Here is a 20,045-nt window from a genome sequence, read left to right on the forward strand (position 1 = left end):
TCGCGTTCGTTTCTCGCTTCGCGTTTGAGAATGAGAAAATCCCATATGGTAAGACACAGAGGACATGGATAATGGTTCTAAAGCATACCACTCCTAGTGAAAAGGCTTCTCATCCGATCCCGCAAGAAGCCTTCGATTGGTACGACGAATACGCCCACGGAAAAATCTCGCGCCGTGAGTTTCTAAATAGGCTGGGTGGCCTTGCTGTGCTTGGCTTTAGCATGACAGCACTGGTCGACGCGCTAACCCCGAATTACGCACTGGCAGAACAAGTTTCATTTAACGATCCTGACATCAAAGCAACTTACGAAACCTTTCCATCTCCAAATGGGCATGGAGAAGGGCGTGGTTATTTGGTGATGCCACAGAAGAAGACCTTAAAATCGCCGACCGTGTTGGTGATTCATGAAAATCGAGGTCTGAACCCTTATATCAAAGATGTCGCAAGACGACTTGCAAAAGATGGCTTTATTGCTTTCGCTCCAGACGCACTTTATCCACTCGGCGGCTATCCGGGGAACGACGATGAAGGTCGCGCCATGCAGAAAGAGATGGACAGAGCCAAGATCGAACAAGACTTTATTGCAGCCGCTAACTTCCTCAAACAATACGAGGGTGGCAACGGTAAATTGGGCGCGGTTGGATTCTGCTTCGGTGGATACATTGTCAACATGCTTGCAGCGGTAATGCCAGAAGAGCTCGATGCAGGTGTGCCTTTCTATGGAACGCCAGCGGCGCAAGAGATCCAAAAGCAAGTCAAAGGGCCGTTGATGATTCACTTTGCAGGGCTCGATAAGCGTGTTAACGACACATGGCCTGCTTATGAGCAGCAATTGATCGCAACCGACGCACAGTATCAAGCGTTAATGTATGAGAACGTCAACCACGGCTTCCATAACGACTCAACAGCACGCTACGCACCGGAAGAAGCAGCACTCGCTTGGGAGCGCACACTCGGCTTCTTCAAAGAACATCTTGCCTCTAGTTAAAACGCTTCAGCTTTAGTTGGCACATTCCTTGTTATGTCTCTCTTAGTGAGTGAGATATAAACAAGGAATGTGCATGACTCAATCAACGTCAAAAACACCCATCATAGTGTGCTGTGATAGCCTACAAGAGCAGGCTCGATTGTCCGGCTTATTGAGCAAAGATTACGACAACATCATCGGTTGCCAATTGGCACAACTAGAAACGTTAATGCAACGAGAACCGTCGGCAAGCGTTGTGGTTGGATGGCAGCAACCAACCGCGGAACTGCGTTTGATCGTCGATTTCTGCCGCAGAAAATCGGCACCACTTCTTATCGTCTTAAAGCAGTTATCATCTAATGATATCAATCGGTTATCAGAAAAAATGGACTATGTGCTCATGCCGCACGATAGTGAGTTTGCGCTTCAGCCTTGGATTGAACATGCGACACTAGTGAGAGCGAAATTCGAAAGTATGCAATCGAAAATTGAATCGCTGACCTTTAAGATCGAAGAGCGCAAGCTGGTGGAAAAAGCCAAGGGGCTGCTGATGAAGATGCACAGCGTTGATGAAGAACAGGCTTATAAAGCGCTACGAAATTCAGCCATGCAATCGAGCCAAACGCTCGCACAAGTTGCCAAGAATTTGATAACTACTTTGGAAGTGTTGGATTAGTCGCTCTACCTCTTTGGGGTTAGGGTGCGTTTTCTAACGTGGTGCGTGTTGCACTATCAGCAAGCAATAACAGGGAATTAGAAACGGTAGAATAAACTAATTCATTGTATTTACTGTGAAAAATAAGTTGGCACAGTAATTGGATTAGTAGAATTGGGTTTATTGTTGAATCGCTTATCTCAATTATCAACGGCGGTAATTGTAGACTTAGCAACGGCGCTACTGCTCTTCGGAGTAGTGGCGCTTTTTTTATGGGAGCAAACCAATGAAATGGAGTTCGATGCTGAAAGTGTCAGCAATTTCGTTATCGGTATTCACCACGGTCAGCGTAAAGGCAGAGTTGGGTGAGCCAGAAATTGAAGACCTGAAGTTTGGTTTTATTAAGTTAACCGATATGGCACCGCTGGCGGTTGCTTATGAGAAAGGTTTTTTTGAAGACGAAGGCTTGTACGTCACTTTAGAAGCGCAAGCAAACTGGAAGGTGCTTTTAGACCGAGTCATCGATGGTGAGCTTGCTGGTGCGCACATGCTTGCTGGTCAGCCATTGGGCGCAACGATTGGTGTCGGCACAAAAGCAGAAGTGATTACCGCGTTCAGTATGGATTTGAACGGCAACGCAATCACGGTTTCCAATGATACTTGGGAGCAGATGAAGCAATACATTCCAAAACAACCAGATGGCAAACCTGTTCACCCAATCAAAGCGGATGCACTGAAGCCTGTGGTCGACAGCTATCTGGATAAAGGCAAACCGTTCAACATGGGCATGGTGTTCCCGGTATCGACGCACAACTATGAGTTGCGATATTGGTTAGCGGCAGGCGGGATTCATCCAGGCTTTTACGCACCAGAATCAGGCGATAACAGTGGCCAGTTGGATGCTGACGTTCTTTTGAGTGTTACACCGCCACCACAAATGCCAGCCACAATGGAAGCGGGCACAATCAAAGGCTACTGCGTTGGCGAACCATGGAACCAACAAGCTGTGTTCAAGGGCATTGGTACACCAGTCGTGACCGATTACGAGATCTGGAAGAACAACCCAGAGAAAGTATTTGGTGTTTCTAAAGCTTGGGCTGAGAAGTATCCAAACACGCACATTCGCGTAGTGAAAGCCTTGATTCGAGCGGCACATTGGTTAGATGAAAACGACAATGCCAACCGCCAAGAGGCAGTGAAGATGCTATCAAAAAGCGAATACGTCGGAGCCGATGCCGAAGTTATCGCCAACTCAATGACGGGCACATTTGAATATGAGAAAGGCGACAAACGAGACGTGCCAGACTTCAACGTGTTCTTCCGTCATAACGCCACGTATCCGTATTACAGCGATGCGATTTGGTATCTGACTCAAATGCGCCGTTGGGGACAAATCTCAAGCGAGAAATCCGATGATTGGTACATGGATGTGGCGAAAGAGGTTTACCGTCCAGATATCTACAAACAAGCAGCTCAAGCGCTAATTGAAGATGGTGTGTTGAGCAAAAAAGACTTCCCAGATTTTAGTGCTGAAGATGGTTTCCGTGCGCCACAAACACACTTTATCGACAACATCGTTTATGACGGTCGCGAGCCAAATAAATATCTAGAGAAGTTCTCTATCGGGCTTAAAGGAAAAGACAAGGTTTAACCATAACGATAAACGCCACAGGCGAGGGAATTCGCTTGTGGCAACAAGGATGTAAATTTCTTAGGAGTGAGTATGTCTAGTAATGTCATTTCCCTGTTTCCTGCTAAGCAGGTAGTGAACCGAAGTCGGCTGGTGCTTTTGCCCGTCATTGGCTTGCTGATCTTTTTGGCAATGTGGCACTTAGCAGCGAGAGAAGTGCAAACTTCATTAGGTACGCTACCGGGACCTGTGCAAACTTTTCAGCAGTTCAGCAACCTTGTCGATGACCATTGGCAAGAGCGAGAAAAGGAACGAGCGTTTATCGAACGTCAGGAAAAACGTAATGCTGCGAAGTTAGCCAAGAATCCGGACGCGGAAGTGAAGATTCGTCCCTACACAGGTAAACCGACGTTCTTCGACCAAATCATAACAAGCTTAGTGACCGTAACTGCGGGCTTTTTGCTGGCGACGGTTATCGCGATTCCGCTTGGCATCGTGCTTGGTCTTAATCAAGGGCTGTATCAAGCGTTCAACCCAATCATTCAACTGCTCAAGCCCGTATCACCTTTAGCTTGGCTGCCTATCGTTACCATGGTGGTGAGTGCCACTTACGTGAGTGATGACCCGATGTTTGCTAAGTCGTTCATTAACTCCCTGATCACTGTGGCGCTGTGTAGCTTATGGCCGACGCTGATTAACACCGCTGTGGGTGTAACAAGCGTTGATAAAGACTTAATCAACGTAAGCAAAGTGCTTCAACTTTCGTGGTGGCAGCACATTCGCACTATCGTTTTACCTTCTGCCATTCCAATGATCTTCACAGGTTTACGTCTCTCTTTAGGTATCGCTTGGATGGTGTTGATTGCGGCAGAAATGCTCGCGCAAAACCCTGGGTTAGGCAAGTTCGTTTGGGATGAATTCCAAAACGGCAGCTCGGCATCATTGGGTCGTATTATGGTGGCTGTCATCACCATCGGCTTTATCGGTTTGATGCTCGATAGAGGCATGCTGCAACTTCAAAAGTGGTTGTCTTGGAATAAACAACAAGCGTTGAGATAAGGGAAAAGATCATGGAAAAAGCATTATTAGATCTAACGCGTTTAGGGATGCGATTCCCAACGCCAGATGGCGAGTTCATCGCGCTTAAGAACGTCGATTTACAAATAAATAAAGGCGAGTTTGTATCCCTAATTGGTCACTCTGGCTGTGGTAAATCAACGGTATTGAACTTAGTTGCAGGGCTACACATGCCAACAGATGGCGGCGTGATCGTCGATGGACGAGAAGTAGCTGGACCAGGACCTGACCGCGCAGTGGTGTTCCAAAACCATTCATTACTGCCTTGGTTAACCGTGTATCAAAACGTTGAGCTTGCAGTAAAACAAATTGCCGGCAAAAAGGGCAAAGCGTGGATTCAGGAACAAGTGAACCACTATTTGGAGTTGATTCAAATGCAGCATGCCGCGCACAAAAAGCCCGATGAAATCTCGGGTGGTATGAAGCAGCGAGTCGGCATCGCGAGAGCACTGGCACTTCAACCAAAGGTTCTACTGATGGATGAGCCATTTGGCGCGTTGGATGCGTTAACTCGTGCGCATTTGCAGGATGCACTGATGAAGATTCAAGCCGAGCTAAACAACACCGTCATCATGATTACCCACGACGTGGATGAAGCGGTGCTGCTATCCGACAAAATCGTGATGATGACTAACGGACCGGCAGCAACCATTGGAGAGGTGTTAGAAGTAAATCTACCTCGCCCTCGTGAGCGTGTAGCACTGGCGGATGATGCGCAGTATCAGAAGTGTCGACAAGCGGTGTTGAAGTTCCTTTACGAGAAGCAATCCAAAGTCGAGATTCCTGCTTCGAAAGAAGACAAACCCAAAACCGCAGCGCAAACGGCATAAGGAGGCAGCGATGAACAGTCCTTTAACGATTCCAGTAAAGAACGCATTGAGCCACATCGTTGTGGTAGGCAACGGTATGGTCGGGCAACACCTCGTCGAGCAATTAGTGCAGAAAAACGCGCATTTGGAGCACCTAATTACCGTGATTGGTGCAGAGCGCTTTATCGCGTATGACCGTGTACAACTTTCTTCTTTATTTGCGGGTAAGTCTCATGATGATTTGATGCTGAGTAACCAAGAATGGTACGACATGCATGGCATCCAACTCGTACTTGGCAGCCAAGTAACAGGCATCGACAGAGAGCAAAAGCGCATTCTGCTTGATGGTGAAGATGTGCTGGGTTACGACCAACTTGTGCTCGCTACTGGTTCGTACCCATTTGTGCCGCCAATTGAAGGTAAAGACCGCGATAACGTGTTTGTCTACCGCACGCTTGATGACCTTTCACAAATCAAAAAGGCATGTGAAGGTGCAAGAACAGGCGCAGTGATTGGCGGCGGCTTGTTGGGCTTAGAAGCGGCAAACGCACTCAAACTGTTGGGGCTAGAAACTCACGTCATTGAGTTTGCACCTCGCCTGATGCCCGTACAGTTAGATGATGGTGCTGGCTTAGTGCTAAAAGAGAAGATTGAGGCGCTAGGGCTAACCGTTCACACCTCAACGGGTACGGAACGAATCTGCGATGGTGAAACGGCTAAGCATCGCATGGTGTTTAAAGACAAAGATCCTCTCGAAGTGGATGTGATTGTCTTTTCCGCAGGGATTCGCCCTCAAGATGAGCTGGCAAAAATGGCTGAGCTAGAAGTAGGCGAGCGAGGCGGTATTGTGATTAACAACCAATGCCAAACCAGCGATGAGAATATTTATGCGATTGGCGAATGTGCTCTTTGGGAGCAGAAGATCTTTGGTTTAGTCGCACCCGGTTACACCATGGCGAGAACCACTGCCGATGTCTTGACTGGTATGCCAAGCGAAGGTTTTAAAGGCGCAGACATGAGCACCAAGCTCAAGCTACTTGGGGTGGATGTGGCGTCTATCGGCGATGCACAAATGCAAACCGAAGGCGCTCAAGAAATGGTCTTGCAAGATGCGGTCGCAGGCATCTACAAAAAGCTGGTGGTTGATGCGAGTGGTACCCAATTGCTTGGTGCAATTCTTGTTGGTGACAACAGTGACTACGATGCGCTTTTGCAGTGTTATTTGAACAAAACGGTCCTGCCAGACCACGCGGCGAACCTGCTGTTTGATACCGGAATGCTTGATGGAGAGATGCCAGACAGCGCCATTATCTGTTCTTGTCACAACGTCACAAAAGGTGACTTAGTTGCCGAGATACAAGCTGGCACCACCAACCTGACGGACCTTAAAGCAAACACCAAAGCCGGTACTGGCTGTGGTGGGTGTAGCAATATGGTGAAGTCGGTATTGGATACTCAACTGGCAGCCATGGGGGTAGAGGTTAACAACCACCTTTGTGAGCACTTTGAGCTCAGTCGCCAAGAGATGTTCCATATTTGCAAAGTGGAACAAATCAAAGACTTCGACACCTTAATTGCACTGCATGGCAAAGGGCATGGGTGTGATATTTGTAAGCCGACAGCGGCATCTGTGTTCGCTTCTTTGTGGAATGAACACATCATGGAGCCTCAACATCAATCTCTGCAAGATTCTAATGATGCCTTTATGGCAAACCTGCAAAAAGACGGCTCTTACTCGATTGTACCTCGTGTTCCGGGCGGCGAAATCACACCAGACAAACTTATCGTGCTAGGCGAAGTTGCTCAGCAATACGATCTATACACCAAGATCACTGGCGGTCAGCGCGTGGATTTATTTGGCGCGAAGTTAGAACAACTCCCAGAAATCTGGCAAACCTTAATCGATGCTGGTTTTGAAACAGGGCACGCCTACGGAAAATCGGTGCGCACCGTGAAATCGTGTGTCGGTTCTACCTGGTGTCGCTATGGTGTTGATGACTCGGTCGGATTAGCCATTGAGTTAGAGAACCGATACAAAGGATTGCGAGCGCCCCATAAGCTTAAGTTTGCCGTATCGGGCTGTACTCGAGAGTGTGCAGAAGCGCAAAGTAAAGACATTGGGGTGATCGCCACCGAAAACGGCTGGAATCTATACGTTTGCGGGAATGGCGGCATGAGACCAAGACACGCTGATTTGTTTGCATCTGACTTATCCAAATCAGAGTTGATCACCATGATTGACCGAGTATTGATGTTCTACGTCAGCACCGCTGATCGCTTGCAGCGTACGTCGGTGTGGATGGAGAACATGGAAGGGGGCCTAGATTACCTTAAACAAGTGATTTTGGATGACTCTCTCAACCTATGTGATTCATTGGATGAGCAAATGGCGCGAGTCATAGATACCTATCAATGTGAGTGGAAGAGTACGCTGGATAATCCTCAGAAATTGCAACGCTTCCGTCCTTTCTTGAACAGCACGTCGGGCAGCAAAGTCTTGCCGTACCAACGTGTGCGCGGTCAGCGTATTCCGGTGAAACAGGAGGTGTAAATGGCAGCTTTAACCAAAGTGAAATTGTGTCAGCTTGATGACTTAATGCCGTTTATCGGTGCCACTGTATTGATTGAAGGTGAGCATGTCGCGTTATTCTACATTCCTGATAGTGGTGTTTATGCCGTTCAAGATTGGGACCCAATTGGTAAGGCTTATGTGATGAGTCGAGGGATTGTCGGTGATATCGATGGTGAGATGTGTGTTGCATCACCACTGTACAAACAGCATTTCAGTTTAAAGAGTGGGCAGTGTTTGGAAGATGAAGCGTACTGTCTAAAAACTTGGCAAGTAACGGTCGACGATAATCAGGTTTGTTATTTAGTCGAAGAATGATCCTAGAAATTTGCCTGCTCGATATGAGTAAATTCTTAGCGTAAGAGATAAGCGGATAAAGCTCCAGAGACCACACGGTAAGGCTCTGGAGCTTTTAATTATTCGCAAGGATTCACTTGTAGTTCGGTATAGCCAGTCGAGTCGTCCATCGCTCTAGTGAACTCAAGTTCTGAGTAAGAATGGATGATCAATTCTGCGGTAGTATCAATCACTGTGCCTTCCAACAAATGCCCACCCCAAACTCGTCCTTCACGATCAGACACCGAGATATGAACGTGTTGATGTTCAGCCGTTAGGGTTCCCATCACAGAGACAATTTCAAATGGCTCTTGTTTGGTTAACGTACTCTCTGCACCTGCCAAACGAAGGTTGAGGTAAGAGGTACAGCCAACGCATGAGGCAATCGAGCCTGCTTTGATACCATGCTGCTCGACCAATTTCGCTAGGCTCAGCTTTAAGTCCATGCCTTTGGTAAGACGTACTGCTATCACTTCAATCGACATGTCACTTCCTAATCAAAACCAGCAAGCAGGAAAGCGCCGTATCCAAATCGGCATAACGTTTGGCTTTGCCAAGTACGCGCATGCCTTGCATGTTGTTGAGAACAAAACGAGCGAGCTCTTCTGGTTTCAGCGTTTTCGGCACTAAGGTTTCTTTTTGCGCATTGGTCAGCGCATCCGCAATGATGTCGATAAGATGGTCAAACAAAAAATGCCCTTTACGCAGTACATCATCGTCTTCGCCAGCGTGCTCAATCAACGCATTTTGAATAAAGCACCCACAGTTCCGTTTGCGCTGCAGCTCAGCAAAAGATTTAAGGAACGATTCTAACTCAGGTAAAGACGCATCGTCTTTTTCCAAATCATTGAGTGACGGTAGCGAGACCTTTTTTAAGTAAGTATCGAGCGCTTCGTAGTAGAGCTGTTGCTTGTCACCATAGGTGTTGTAAAGACTGAAGCGGTTGATGTTCAACTCGTCGGTGAGATCCGAGATAGACGTGTTCGCAAAGCCCTTGCGCCAAAACACATCCATAGCCACGAGAAGCTTTTCATCTCGGTCGAAGTTGGCTTTTCTTGCCATAAATTACCTGCCTGGGTCTGCTTATCGGGTAATTAAATTGCTTTGGAGGGATGGTACAGAGAACCTCTAGCGTTCGAACTGAACCAATATGATGAATACCCATCTATGCTTGGGTATCAGCCTCCAAATTCATGTGAACTCACAAACGGCATCAAAAATCTCGCTCAGCAAACAGACCCACAACTGTTTGAAAATTTTTGATAGTGAAGTTCTTGACTGATCGTTTATAAACTGACTACAGTATATCCTAACCAATCGGTTAGAAAAAGATAAAAGGATGTGAAATGAAGCTCTATGAAACCGCAATGACTCCAAGTTGTAAGCGAGTTAGCATTTTTCTGAAGGAAATCGGTGGCGAGGTTGAGCGAATTGCGCTGAACGTTCGTGAGGGCGATAACCTATCTGAACCGTTTAAATCGAAAAGCGTGAATGGCAAAGTGCCTCTGCTGGAACTGGATGATGGTACGACGATCTGTGAAAGCGTGGCGATTTGTCGCTACCTAGATGAAGCGTTTGAAAATGATCTGGCGCTGTTTGGTGCTAACCAGCTCGAACGTGCTCAGGTGGAAATGTGGCATCGTGTGGTGGAGTTCCAAGGACTAAATGCGGCATTTCAGGCGTTTCGAAACATGACCGGAGTTTATGGAGACAGAGAACGTTGCGTTGAAGCATGGGGCGAAGAATCAAAACAACGCGTCTACGAATTTCTGCCTGTCTTAGACAAGCGCCTTGAACATAATGATTTTATCGCCGTAGACCATTTTACTATCGTCGATATAACAGGCTTTATTTTGATCAGTTTCGCAATTAAAGGCCTAGAAATTGATGTGCTATCGACGTCGCCAAACATTGCTCGATGGTATAACCAAATTTTAGCTAGACCTGCATTTCAGAGTTAATGTATTGCAGCGAGTGGATGATAGCTCGCTGCTACCACCTTACCGATTCTTAACTCAGCAGGATATTCAAATTTTTTCAGATTTTTCTTATTTTTTCTCCTATCGCCTATAATTGGAAAAACAACCTCAATTTGCTTCGTTGCGTTTTAGAGCCTTGGGCTCTTGGTCCGTAGACGCTCTCTTTCATCATGGAAAGTCTAATAATAGACAAGGAGAGGTCATGAGTATTCAAGTGAAAACTATCAATAATATTCTAATCGCCCTGTTAATGGTTTCGGTTTTTGGTCTATTCGCACTGTACCTCAATTACACACAGCAGAATGAACAGATTGAAAGGCTGCAAAGTCAGTTAATCGAAAAAGAGCATCAGATACTAATTTCTAATGAAGCGTTGTCTTACACTCGATATCAACACCAATTATTAGCCGAAGACTACAGCCGTTTTAGAAATGAGCAGTCAGTGACTAGTGTTTTGCGTTAGCCAGTAAAGCAACCGTATTAAGGAGGAAGATGAAACCCATTCTTTTGGTCGATGATAGTAAAACAGTACTGCTTTACATCAGCAGTGCATTGGAAAAGCAGGGCTATGAAGTGGTTGCAGTTGAAGACGGAAGAGCGGCGCTTGAGGTGCTAACCCTCCGCCCTGATATTCAGTTTGTGCTGAGTGATTTAATGATGCCTGGAATTAATGGTATTGAATTGTGTCGCCAATTAAAATCTAAAGTTAGCGAACGTTACATTTTCTTTGTTCTACTGTCTTCTAGAAATGACCAAAGTTCGATCGTGAAAGGCATTGATGCTGGCGCAGATGATTTCGTAGATAAGAAGACGTCTGTAGAGGAACTTCAGGCCAGAATCCGTGCGGGGTTTCGTACTTTAGAACTGCACAACAAACTCGTTGAGAGAAATAAAGAGCTAGATGCGGCCTATCAAACAATTCACCAAGACCTACAGTCTGCTAGTCATCTGATGGAGCAACTACTCCCTGCTGAATCAACTATTCAGAATGTAAATTTTAGCTATGTCTACAAACCATGCTCCCAGATTGGTGGTGATATGTTGGGGTATTTGGAGCTCGATGAACGACATGTTGCGTTTTATGTATTTGATGTTTCTGGTCATGGTATTTCTTCAGCTTTGATGGCTTTTTCTATTCAACAGACGCTATCTCAAAGTCAGGGGCCTGATTCGATCACGATGGAGTTGAGAGATGACGGCTATTGCGTAAGTGAGCCTGCATCTGTGATTGAACGGCTAAATCGGCGTTATCAGCAAACTAGAAACAGTCAACTTTACTTTACTATGGCTTACGCCATTCTTAACACAAAATCAGGGCGACTTAGCTATTGCACGGCTGGCCACCCCAGGATCTTAGTTTGGCGAGCGAGTACGAACACGATGGAACAGATAGGTGACGATAACTTTATCGTTGGTGCAATGCAGCCGATAGAATATAGCGGTAACCAAATTAGTCTAGATGAGGGCGATGCATTGTGGCTTTATTCGGATGGTTTGATTGAAGCGAGGCAGGGTGAGGAGATGTTTTCACTACAACGATTGGCATCGAGTATAAAAGCTGTTTGCACGCTGCCAGTTGAAGATCAAGTGGGAGACGTCTTTAAAAAAGTACAATCTTGGCACAACGAAGATGAGTTTGATGATGATGCCAGCCTTTTACAGGTAAAATGGCATGGTGAGAGGCTCGATTTTAAGGAAAAGAATGTCAAAGAGCGAATTTAAACGAACTTACGGGAGCTCCCTTACTCACTCACGAAGTGCGAGCAAAGACGTTGTTCGGTTTTTGATGGGTCATCAAATCCCCTTAAATGCAATTCAATCATTGGAGCTTTGTGTCGTTGAGCTCATGAATAACGCTTATATTCATTCTTACAGTGAAATAGAAGGCCTGCCAATTGAAGTGGAGTGTAGGGTTGGGGATGACCAAGTATCCGGTTTCGTGGAACTGAGAGTCTCTGATTGCGGAGCGCCGATCAATGAGAAGACGTTCATCCAACATAAAAATAAACAGATTGAGGCACCTAACTTAATGGATGACGATAGTTGGTCCTCCTCTGGTCGCGGACTGATGTTAGTCGCTCAATTATCTGACCTGTTTAAATTGGAAAAAGGTTTCGAAAACAATACGTTTGTTGTAGTGAAAAGGAATTGGGAGAGAAACTAACAACCAAGCAAAGTCGATTTGCTTCACTTGGTCCCTAGCGTTAATCTGACGGTTGCGTTGTATATCATTGTTATTTTGTATTCGTTGTTGGTGCTGGTGATAGTAACGCCTCCAACTCTTCTGGTGTTAGAATATCACTGATGTTTAACATATTATTTTCATCATCTAGCGCCATCTTTGTACGGCTAAGTAAGTACCTTTTTTGAGTTGGTGTTAGGTCTTTGAGAGACTCAATCAACTCCCTGAAATTGCTATTATTCATTGCCATATTTCCCCCAGTTAAGCCTTGAATTTCTTTATTGCATATTCTTCAAGTAAGCGAAGATTTGTTGATTAATTGCAGCTAGCTCTTCAGTAACTATAGCTATATCTGAGCTATCTGGCGCTGTATCGTTTCTGGTTTTTTCTTCTATTCTTTGAAACGCAATGACCGCGGTGTCTTCTCCGAAACTCTCTAGAATGCCCTTTAAACTATGCGCTAATAGATAGAGTTCTGACCAACATCTGCTTGTATATAGCTCATCTATACGCTCTATATCATTCGTGTGATCTTCAAGGTATGTAGAAAAAACAGTGACGATCAGATCTACGTCGTTATCCATGTATGTATTGAGAACATCAAAATTAATCATGTATACCCCTATTAAACGTTGCGGTAGAGGAATGTTTCGGATAATGAAGGCTTAGCCGAAGGTATGAATGGCATAACCAGTATTTGAGCAGAAATAGTTTGCTTGTCGCTTGAGATAAACTTACAAAAAGAAAGTCATTGTTAAAGATATTTTGACTTATATCCAAACGGCAATGGTCGAAATGTAGGGATGAAAAAACTTCAACTCGCGTGTTTTTAACACAAGTAGCAAAGGGGACGTTTCCAAGTAAAACGCCGAGTCGGTAAGTGTCTTGCAGTCCTAGTTTAAGGCTATCGTTACATACGGACGCCCGACGTTCGCCAACTTTGACTATTCCTTCAGTCAAGGCTAACTCTCCTCATTAAGTACAAGTATAAATTAGCAATCTAGTTGCATATTGGCAAGTGATCTGCGGCAAAAAAGGGACTCGCGTCCCTTTTGTATTACTAGCTTTGCTTAGAGTCCTGTTCTATTTGCTTCATAAGCTCGTTGGCTTTCTTCATAGCGCGTCTTGCGCTTGAAGTCCTTCGCTTATTAAGTAATATATCGGAGAAGCGTAAGTATTTATCAGCAGTTTTGAATCTTAAATCGTTAACATCCTGAAAACCAATAGGAAAGTTTTTCGAGAACAGATCCACATCCTTCACCAAGTTATCGAGATGAGTTGTCGTCCTTGCCTTTTCTAGGCGAGAATAAAAGTTTTCAAACTCTTTTTGGAACAGGATTCTAGCGGCATCTTCTGGAAACGGTAGAGGGCTGTTGGAATCTAGCGCTGTCTCATATAATTTCATTTCCAGCACTGCATCTTTCATCGCATTACTTATCTGTAAGTTCTCTTGATGCTCTTCTACGTTTGAAAAGAAGGTGTTCCCAACCTTAATAAGAGCAACAAGTGCAGCTGCGTCTTTCTTTTGGAGTGCTTCAGTGAGGTGCTGACCGAAAACATCGCTAGATAACGAACTTGGCGTGAAAGGATAACCTTGATGAATCTGATTTAACTCATCCTTGAGCTCATAGATGGATTTACTGCCGTCTTCTTTACTGTACCGAGACTTTTCAAGTTGACTGTTGATTTGCCTTGCTATCGAAAGTAAAGTGGAGTGCTTGCTTGACTGAATATCTAAGGCAAGAACTTCTATTTTATGTGAGTCAGGGTAGTAGGTTTTTGCTTTATCAAGTATGGACTCAATTTCATCATAATTCGGGTAGTTGTTGGCATCAGAATTCAAAACCTGATCAATTTCAGATTCAAACTCGCTGAGAATATAGGTCTTGTGTAAGCGTAATAAGCCAGCCTTAACGACTGGATGTAAGCTTTTTTCACTATCAATCAGTGCCAAACTTTTTTCTGCTGGCGTATCAAGCTGCCACTCTTGTCCGGCAATTTGATCATTTTGCTTGCTAATAACGGTTTCCAAATTGGCGATGGTTTCTTGTTGCTGCTGATAACCAAATACAATGCCGCTAACTAATAATATACTCGCTGCCGCGCCGCTAGCGATAGGCCAATAGCGCATATTCAATTTGCGTTTCAACTGCTCAGGGGTCAGCTCGTTCGGAATGATGCCAGTTGAAAATACGCTTGAAAATATTTGCCACTTAGATGCAGGCATGTTAGTTGGTTTAGAGACCTTGATCTTCTTTTTGAGAGCTTCATTAACTGGAGTTCTTGCGTAAGGGTGTTTGCAACTCAATAGCTCGTAAGCAATACAAAATAGAGCAAACATATCGTCGCTTAAGTTCGGTTCCTTACCGGATAACAGGTTGAGTGATGCATAGTTGGGAGTATAACCAAGCGTTTCAACATTTTCGGATTTACGTTTAGCCGCATATTGATCCTGCTTTAATTGATGAGTTTTAGATACACCAAAATCAAGCAACTTAACGTTACCCTCAGACGTTAAAATCACATTAGCGGGCTTTAGGTCGGCGTGCACTACACCAAGAGAGTGAGCATATGAGAGTGCATCGAGTACCTGATTTAGGATTGATAAAGTTGCATTAAACTTCAGCCCATGGGGCCTAGAACGCTGTATTAAACTCTCTAATGTTTCTCCGTTAATATACTCCATAACTAAAAAGTATATTTCGCCATCAACACCAAAATCAAAAACCCTAATGATATTAGGGTGGCTTAACCTTTGAGTTTGTTGAGCTTCACGTATTAACATGCGTGCAGTCTCTGGTTGAGAAGCAAACTCTTTCTGTAATATTTTTAACGCAACGTAGGGTGTTTCTGAACCTGAAGATTCAAGAATCCTATCTTTAGCTAAGTAAACATCGCAAAGCCCACCATGTCCAATAACCGACTCAATTTCATACCGATTTTTAACGGTCGCTCCTATTAAGCTTTCGTTAATAACATCTTTGTTATTATTTAATGAGTCATCTTTATTGTTTTTTTTCTTATTAACTAACGGAGTGTTTTCTTTTTGAGACAGTTTTGTATTTGTTTCATTTTTATTTTTAACGGAGGTTTCATTATTAGTGAGTTTGGTTGATTTAACTGCATTGTCTCGTTTTTGAGTCTTTACAATTTTAGTTTTATCTCCGCTTTCTTCGTTATTTATAGAATTGTTTTTATTACTGTCTTCCATCACAAGAACTCCGTATAAATGATGGGGGAATATATACCTTTCTGCTCAATGAAAAGTCATTATGTTAGAATTTCTCGGCCAAACTAACATTCGTTTTTTTATTGATGAAAGTCTAAGTGTCAAAAATTTGAACTTGGTTGGATAATTAAAATTGTTGAACAATACGTGATTGCTTTGATAAAAAAATGATTCATTATTCCGTGCATGATTTTCAATGGCAGTATTAAGATTTTTATTAATCTTACTGTTAATAAGAAAGTAGTTAATAATAAAATTAAAAATAATATCTAGCAGGTCTTTGGCGAGGTTTACATGAAGTTGGTTTTAACCATAACAAGTTTTCACAAATTTACTCCAGAGATTGAGAGTGAGTTCGTGTTTGAATCAAGTGATGAACATGCCAAGGTTACATTTGGTAGGTCTGAACAATGTGATTGGACACTACCAGATCCTGAAAGAGTGGTATCCGGAACCCACGGAGAACTGATTAAGTTTGGTGACAAATACTTGATAAAAGACCTCTCAACTAATGGTACTTTTGTAAATAATGCTGTAACTCCTGTGGGTCAAGGAAATGAAATAGCACTAAGCGATGACGATATGGTTAGCTTAGGGGATTATCAAATTTCAGTTTCTATTCAAACAGATACAGATGTATTCAGTCTTGAGACAAGTAAAAGTCTTTCTAGCGCACCCCCTGAAGTAGTCTCAAGTCCATCGGAAGCAGAATTTGTTGACCTAGGCCTTAGTGCTAGTGAACTCTTAAACGAAAGTGTTCCTTCTGACTTTCAGCTAGATATTGGTTTAGTCGATGATTTTATTGATATCCCAAAGCCCGAAAAACAGAGCACCGTATCTGAAACTTTACCGAAAGTTAACCGACAATCAGAACACCTATCGACTCCCAACTTTGATACCAATGGGGGTGAACTTGCGGCTTTTGTTAGAGGGGTGGGTATAGATCCAATGATGATTCCCAGCGATAACCGAGAGGAATGGTTCGAACAACTGGGGGAGTCATTTTCTTTGATGCTAGTTGGTTTAATGGAAACACTGCATAACAGAGCAGTGTTTAAACAAACAAATCGACTTAGTCATACCGCATTTCGTAAGTCAGAAAATAACCCTTTAAAGTTTTCTGCAAACTTAGAAGATGCGATTCATAACTTATATAACCGTCAAACCGCTAGCTTCTTAAAGCCAAATGCAGCCATTAAAGAAGCATTTAATGACATCGAAAGTCATGAGCAAGCCTTAATGAAAGGTGTTGAAGGTACGGTTTCGAGTGTTATGTCACTTGTTGAACCTACTTCTATATACTCAGATGCTTTAGCGAAAGACACGGTTATTAATAAGGTTATTCCAGCTAGGAAATATGCTCAAAGTTGGAAGAGGTTTGAGGATATTCATGAAAAGCTATCCGATGATATTATCAATAAAGAGTCTCCGTTCTATTTAGAAGACTTCGCTAAGCACTATGAATTAGCATTAAAAAACAAAGGCTAGGAATTAGGGTGATGAAAAAGTTTTACCAATATATTTTGTTATTAATTTCAATAGCTTTATTTGGGTGCTCAGCAGCGAACCTAGTTGTTGATCCATACTCAGATTTAGAAATAGCAGCAAGTCATAACATTAATCCTGATTCAAACGGCAGGCCTTCTCCTGTAGTGGTGTATGTATTTGAATTAACGTCAAATACCATTTTCGAAAGCCAGGACTTTTTTTCTATTTATGAAGAAAGTGAAAAAGTCTTAGGACCTGATTTAGTGAATAAATATGAAGTTTCATTAACTCCAGGTCAGAAAGAAACATATCAAGCAAGTATGTCTCCAAAGACAGAATATTTAGGCATTGTCGTAGCGTTTCGAGATATTGAAAACTCAAATTGGCGACAAGTCATTAAAGTGGATAAGACCGGTTACAACACATATCAAGTATTGTTAGAAGATCTGTCTTTGGTCGTTAAATAACGTTTAGTTGGCTAATTATAAATGACGCAATACTCCAAGACGGCTTGGTGCGAAGGAATGTTTTTACGTCCCCAGCACTTCCAACAACAAGAACGCGCAACCTCTCAAGAATTCAAGGGCTTACATCAGTTAGGTGGGGCTTACAATTGGGGAGTTTGGAAATGTCGAGTAAAAAAACACGCGCTAAAAGATGGTCTTATTGAACTTGAGCATCTTGAAGCTGTTTTGCCAGATATGACGTTGGTTAATACGTTAATATCCAACGATTCAGTTTCGCCTCTACTTATTGATAAAAACACTGAAAATACGTTAGTAAAAATAACTCTCCCTCTTTCAAGTGTTACAGGTAAAAACGTTTCGGATGTAAGCGAATCGATCGTCTCTCGTTATGTACTTCAAGATATCGACGTGATAGATAACCTTACAGGACAAGATGAAGAAACCATCCAAGTTGCAGCCCTTAACCTAGAGTTGAAAGCGAGTAATGACAAATTAGCGGGTTATGTGGAGTTACCTATCTTAAGGATCAAAGAGGTAACTCCTGAAGGGGAAGTTATACTAGACGATGAGTACGTTCCTCCGCTTATCAACCTCCTTAGCGACAAAGTTATGTCAGCTTATCTACGTAACGTTATCGCGATGACAAAGATGCGTGCTGACGTTATTGCACAGCGCTTGATTAAGGGTAAATCTGCATCGGCATCTGCTGTTGATTTCATCATGCTCCAAATGCTGAACCGATATGAGGCGAAGTTAAAGCATTTCAGTGAGTTAGATAGGTTACATCCACTGGAATTAGCGACGACACTTAAAGGTTACATTGGTGAGTTAGCCACTTTTTCTAATAAAACTAAAAGAGTCCCAAGTTTGCTTGCGTATGATCACTTAGATGTATCAAGTGTCTATAGCGAGTTGAATCAGATACTCAGTCAGTACCTCAGTGTTGTCCTTGACCAAACTGCGACCAAACTTCCGTTGGAGCCTCGCCAATACGGTATTCAAGTGACGCCGCTTCCAGATAAACGCTTGCTTGAGTCATGCCAATTTGTGCTAGCAATTAAAGCAGACACCACAACAGATGAAATAAGACGCCTGGTCCCAGCGCAACTCAAGTTTGGCCCGGCAGAACAGATTCGCGATCTAATTAATAATCAGATCAACGGTATAAACGTAGTGCCGTTGAGTGTCGTCCCGAGACAGATTCCTTACCAAACGGGCTATGTTTATTTCGAAGTTGTCAAGAAAGGGCCATTTTGGATGAGGCTAAAAGATAGTGGCGGTATTGCGCTTCACCTATCAGGGCATTTTCCGAATGCTGAACTTGAGCTTTGGAGTATTAATCAATAGGCGCGCTCTGTATGGAACAAACGATAGTAAAACCAACACCGGGTGGAAGAGCACCCGCATCGAAACCACAATCAGAAAAGTCTGTGGATAATACCGTAGTTATCTCAAAAAGTCCTGAATTGGTGAACAATGATTCAGTGGTCGCTTATGGGAATAACTCTCTACTAGCAGAGGCGAATGGCCTGTTATCTATTATCGGTCAAATTCGCTCGACAGCGACTCATTCCGATCCGTTGTTTCTAAAAGAGACATTGGCACAAAAGCTTAGAGATTATGAGAACCGATTACGTCAGCATGACGTTGATTTGGATACCATTGATACAGCTCGTTATTGTTTATGCTGTTCACTAGATGAAGTTGTCCTTAACACCAATTGGGGTGGGAATTCATTCTGGAGTCACGATTCATTACTTAGCTCCTTCTATGCTAGCAGTCAAGGTGGGGAAGCGTTCTTTAAGCATCTTGATAAGTGCATGGCGAAACCAGATGTGAACTTAGATTTGCTTGAACTAATGTATGTGTGCTTATCTCTCGGGTTTCTGGGTCAATACCGTTTAGAAAAAAATGGACTGGAATCGCACCGGAAATTGAGAAGACAGGTTATTGCTACTCTTAAGACTTATGGGAGAGGAGTCCCTCAGGAACTAAGCAATAGTATCGACCAACACATTTTGAATGGCTCAAAGGCTTCTGATAGAGCTCCTCTTTGGGTTGTATGTTCTGTAACGGCGGCACTATTGGTCTGCATATATATGTATTTTAGTTATGAGCTAAATAAGGCATCCAATCGCACCTTTTCTCAATTAGTCAATTTGATTCAACCGCAACAACTTAACCAAGATGCAACGTCAGAATCAAAATCAGCGCCAATTGCAGAAAAGATTTCAATGTATCTAGCAACTGAGATCGGTAAGGGGCTAATCAATGTTGAGCCGCTGCAAGACAGGGTAAGAATTTCGTTAAAGTCTCAAGATCTATTTGAATCAGGTAGTGCTGATGTTGTCGCTTACATCCAACCCGTTATTTCTAAGCTTGCGAGAACATTGGAGTCGACCCAAGGCAAGATCATTGTTACTGGTCACACCGACGATAGGCCTATTTTCACGAGTAAATATCCCTCGAACTGGCACCTATCATTAGCTCGAGCCACTGCTATGTCTGAACAACTGATCTCGAATAGTGCATTAGAAGGGCGAGTGATACCCGAGGGATTGGGGGATGCAAGACCATTAGTTGAAAACAGTAGTGATGAAAACCGAGCTATTAACCGCCGGATTGAAATCGACCTTCTTGTCGCGAATTAATAATA

20 protein-coding genes are annotated in these 20,045 nt (G+C 43.5%); 15 read left to right on the forward strand and 5 right to left on the reverse strand.

What is annotated here, in order from left to right; all coding sequences use genetic code 11:
- The first annotated feature begins 71 nt into the window (after positions 1-71).
- From R7P72_RS15365 to nirD, 7 genes are all read left to right on the forward strand, one after another.
- On the forward strand, positions 72-989 hold the full coding sequence (locus R7P72_RS15365; protein ID WP_009704599.1) for a dienelactone hydrolase family protein: 918 nt from the start codon (positions 72-74) through the stop codon (positions 987-989).
- Between the two features lie 73 nt (positions 990-1,062).
- The gene (locus tag R7P72_RS15370; RefSeq protein WP_065275353.1) at positions 1,063-1,644 is read left to right on the forward strand and encodes an ANTAR domain-containing response regulator; all 582 of its coding nucleotides are present in this window, start codon (positions 1,063-1,065) and stop codon (positions 1,642-1,644) included.
- Between the two features lie 265 nt (positions 1,645-1,909).
- Entirely contained in the window at positions 1,910-3,274 is a 1,365-nt protein-coding gene (locus R7P72_RS15375) for a CmpA/NrtA family ABC transporter substrate-binding protein (protein WP_130545592.1), read from the forward strand.
- A 72-nt stretch (positions 3,275-3,346) separates the two neighbouring features.
- Positions 3,347-4,312, forward strand: a complete 966-nt coding sequence (locus tag R7P72_RS15380) for an ABC transporter permease (RefSeq protein ID WP_213906880.1) — start codon at positions 3,347-3,349, stop codon at positions 4,310-4,312.
- 11 nt (positions 4,313-4,323) lie between these two features.
- Entirely contained in the window at positions 4,324-5,160 is an 837-nt protein-coding gene (locus tag R7P72_RS15385) for an ABC transporter ATP-binding protein (RefSeq protein WP_005450080.1), read from the forward strand.
- Between the two features lie 10 nt (positions 5,161-5,170).
- Positions 5,171-7,690: a nitrite reductase large subunit NirB gene (gene nirB, locus R7P72_RS15390; protein ID WP_213906879.1), complete on the forward strand. Its 2,520-nt coding sequence runs from the start codon at positions 5,171-5,173 to the stop codon at positions 7,688-7,690.
- Complete coding sequence (gene nirD, locus R7P72_RS15395; protein WP_005375895.1) at positions 7,691-8,026, forward strand: nitrite reductase small subunit NirD; 336 nt, start codon at positions 7,691-7,693, stop codon at positions 8,024-8,026.
- A gap of 98 nt (positions 8,027-8,124) precedes the next feature.
- Here nirD and R7P72_RS15400 read toward each other — a convergent pair whose 3' ends face one another.
- Together R7P72_RS15400 and R7P72_RS15405 are read right to left on the reverse strand one after the other, a co-directional pair.
- Positions 8,125-8,529: a PPC domain-containing DNA-binding protein gene (locus R7P72_RS15400; protein WP_005375901.1), complete on the reverse strand. Its 405-nt coding sequence runs from the start codon at positions 8,527-8,529 to the stop codon at positions 8,125-8,127.
- 1 nt (position 8,530) lies between these two features.
- Positions 8,531-9,106, reverse strand: coding sequence for a TetR/AcrR family transcriptional regulator (locus R7P72_RS15405; protein WP_005375904.1), 576 nt, complete (start codon positions 9,104-9,106; stop codon positions 8,531-8,533).
- Between the two features lie 284 nt (positions 9,107-9,390).
- Here R7P72_RS15405 and R7P72_RS15410 point away from each other — a divergent pair, with 284 nt between their 5' ends.
- From R7P72_RS15410 to R7P72_RS15425, 4 genes are all read left to right on the forward strand, one after another.
- Positions 9,391-10,005 carry a glutathione S-transferase family protein gene (locus R7P72_RS15410; RefSeq protein ID WP_005375905.1) on the forward strand — a complete coding sequence of 205 codons (615 nt, stop codon included), beginning with the start codon at positions 9,391-9,393 and terminating at the stop codon, positions 10,003-10,005.
- Between the two features lie 220 nt (positions 10,006-10,225).
- A complete protein-coding gene (locus R7P72_RS15415) occupies positions 10,226-10,486 on the forward strand; it encodes a hypothetical protein (protein WP_017820228.1) in 261 nt (86 codons plus the stop codon).
- Positions 10,487-10,515: 29 nt separating this feature from the next.
- Positions 10,516-11,745, forward strand: a complete 1,230-nt coding sequence (locus tag R7P72_RS15420) for a PP2C family protein-serine/threonine phosphatase (RefSeq protein WP_213906878.1) — start codon at positions 10,516-10,518, stop codon at positions 11,743-11,745.
- Positions 11,726-12,187, forward strand: coding sequence for an ATP-binding protein (locus R7P72_RS15425; protein WP_005375914.1), 462 nt, complete (start codon positions 11,726-11,728; stop codon positions 12,185-12,187). The genes R7P72_RS15420 and R7P72_RS15425 overlap by 20 nt, the downstream gene beginning before the upstream one ends.
- A gap of 70 nt (positions 12,188-12,257) precedes the next feature.
- On the opposite strand, the gene R7P72_RS15430 is transcribed toward R7P72_RS15425, so the two are convergent.
- The 3 genes from R7P72_RS15430 to R7P72_RS15440 all read right to left on the reverse strand — a co-directional run bounded on the left by R7P72_RS15430 (position 12,258) and on the right by R7P72_RS15440 (position 15,416).
- Positions 12,258-12,449 (reverse strand): hypothetical protein, encoded by a 192-nt coding sequence (locus tag R7P72_RS15430; RefSeq protein ID WP_005375916.1) that lies wholly within the window; start codon positions 12,447-12,449, stop codon positions 12,258-12,260.
- A gap of 34 nt (positions 12,450-12,483) precedes the next feature.
- Positions 12,484-12,819, reverse strand: coding sequence for an Hpt domain-containing protein (locus tag R7P72_RS15435; RefSeq protein ID WP_005375918.1), 336 nt, complete (start codon positions 12,817-12,819; stop codon positions 12,484-12,486).
- A 446-nt stretch (positions 12,820-13,265) separates the two neighbouring features.
- Positions 13,266-15,416 (reverse strand): serine/threonine-protein kinase, encoded by a 2,151-nt coding sequence (locus R7P72_RS15440; RefSeq protein WP_005375928.1) that lies wholly within the window; start codon positions 15,414-15,416, stop codon positions 13,266-13,268.
- Between the two features lie 312 nt (positions 15,417-15,728).
- On the opposite strand from R7P72_RS15440, the gene tagH reads away from it, so the two are divergent.
- From tagH to tssL, 4 genes are read left to right on the forward strand one after another with little or no spacing between them, the layout of a single operon-like run.
- Entirely contained in the window at positions 15,729-16,922 is a 1,194-nt protein-coding gene (gene tagH, locus R7P72_RS15445; RefSeq protein WP_005375931.1) for a type VI secretion system-associated FHA domain protein TagH, read from the forward strand.
- 11 nt (positions 16,923-16,933) lie between these two features.
- The gene (gene tssJ, locus R7P72_RS15450) at positions 16,934-17,389 is read left to right on the forward strand and encodes a type VI secretion system lipoprotein TssJ (protein ID WP_005375933.1); all 456 of its coding nucleotides are present in this window, start codon (positions 16,934-16,936) and stop codon (positions 17,387-17,389) included.
- Between the two features lie 21 nt (positions 17,390-17,410).
- Positions 17,411-18,736, forward strand: coding sequence for a type VI secretion system baseplate subunit TssK (tssK, locus tag R7P72_RS15455; RefSeq protein WP_080276943.1), 1,326 nt, complete (start codon positions 17,411-17,413; stop codon positions 18,734-18,736).
- Between the two features lie 11 nt (positions 18,737-18,747).
- Entirely contained in the window at positions 18,748-20,040 is a 1,293-nt protein-coding gene (gene tssL / locus R7P72_RS15460) for a type VI secretion system protein TssL, long form (RefSeq protein ID WP_005375939.1), read from the forward strand.
- The last annotated feature ends 5 nt before the right edge of the window (positions 20,041-20,045 follow it).

This window comes from Vibrio sp. Vb0888 (assembly GCF_033338835.1).
GTDB classification, from domain to species: domain Bacteria; phylum Pseudomonadota; class Gammaproteobacteria; order Enterobacterales; family Vibrionaceae; genus Vibrio; species Vibrio alginolyticus.

Bases quoted from the DNA above. Each gene is read 5' to 3' on its own strand.
- R7P72_RS15365 (WP_009704599.1), top strand. From the start codon at position 72: ATGGTTCTAAAGCATACCACTCCTAGTGAAAAGGCTTCTCATCCGATC.
- R7P72_RS15370 (WP_065275353.1), top strand. From the start codon at position 1,063: ATGACTCAATCAACGTCAAAAACACCCATCATAGTGTGCTGTGATAGC.
- R7P72_RS15375 (WP_130545592.1), top strand. From the start codon at position 1,910: ATGAAATGGAGTTCGATGCTGAAAGTGTCAGCAATTTCGTTATCGGTA.
- R7P72_RS15380 (WP_213906880.1), top strand. From the start codon at position 3,347: ATGTCTAGTAATGTCATTTCCCTGTTTCCTGCTAAGCAGGTAGTGAAC.
- R7P72_RS15385 (WP_005450080.1), top strand. From the start codon at position 4,324: ATGGAAAAAGCATTATTAGATCTAACGCGTTTAGGGATGCGATTCCCA.
- nirB (WP_213906879.1), top strand. From the start codon at position 5,171: ATGAACAGTCCTTTAACGATTCCAGTAAAGAACGCATTGAGCCACATC.
- nirD (WP_005375895.1), top strand. From the start codon at position 7,691: ATGGCAGCTTTAACCAAAGTGAAATTGTGTCAGCTTGATGACTTAATG.
- R7P72_RS15400 (WP_005375901.1), bottom strand. From the start codon at position 8,529: ATGTCGATTGAAGTGATAGCAGTACGTCTTACCAAAGGCATGGACTTA.
- R7P72_RS15405 (WP_005375904.1), bottom strand. From the start codon at position 9,106: ATGGCAAGAAAAGCCAACTTCGACCGAGATGAAAAGCTTCTCGTGGCT.
- R7P72_RS15410 (WP_005375905.1), top strand. From the start codon at position 9,391: ATGAAGCTCTATGAAACCGCAATGACTCCAAGTTGTAAGCGAGTTAGC.
- R7P72_RS15415 (WP_017820228.1), top strand. From the start codon at position 10,226: ATGAGTATTCAAGTGAAAACTATCAATAATATTCTAATCGCCCTGTTA.
- R7P72_RS15420 (WP_213906878.1), top strand. From the start codon at position 10,516: ATGAAACCCATTCTTTTGGTCGATGATAGTAAAACAGTACTGCTTTAC.
- R7P72_RS15425 (WP_005375914.1), top strand. From the start codon at position 11,726: ATGTCAAAGAGCGAATTTAAACGAACTTACGGGAGCTCCCTTACTCAC.
- R7P72_RS15430 (WP_005375916.1), bottom strand. From the start codon at position 12,449: ATGAATAATAGCAATTTCAGGGAGTTGATTGAGTCTCTCAAAGACCTA.
- R7P72_RS15435 (WP_005375918.1), bottom strand. From the start codon at position 12,819: ATGATTAATTTTGATGTTCTCAATACATACATGGATAACGACGTAGAT.
- R7P72_RS15440 (WP_005375928.1), bottom strand. From the start codon at position 15,416: ATGGAAGACAGTAATAAAAACAATTCTATAAATAACGAAGAAAGCGGA.
- tagH (WP_005375931.1), top strand. From the start codon at position 15,729: ATGAAGTTGGTTTTAACCATAACAAGTTTTCACAAATTTACTCCAGAG.
- tssJ (WP_005375933.1), top strand. From the start codon at position 16,934: ATGAAAAAGTTTTACCAATATATTTTGTTATTAATTTCAATAGCTTTA.
- tssK (WP_080276943.1), top strand. From the start codon at position 17,411: ATGACGCAATACTCCAAGACGGCTTGGTGCGAAGGAATGTTTTTACGT.
- tssL (WP_005375939.1), top strand. From the start codon at position 18,748: ATGGAACAAACGATAGTAAAACCAACACCGGGTGGAAGAGCACCCGCA.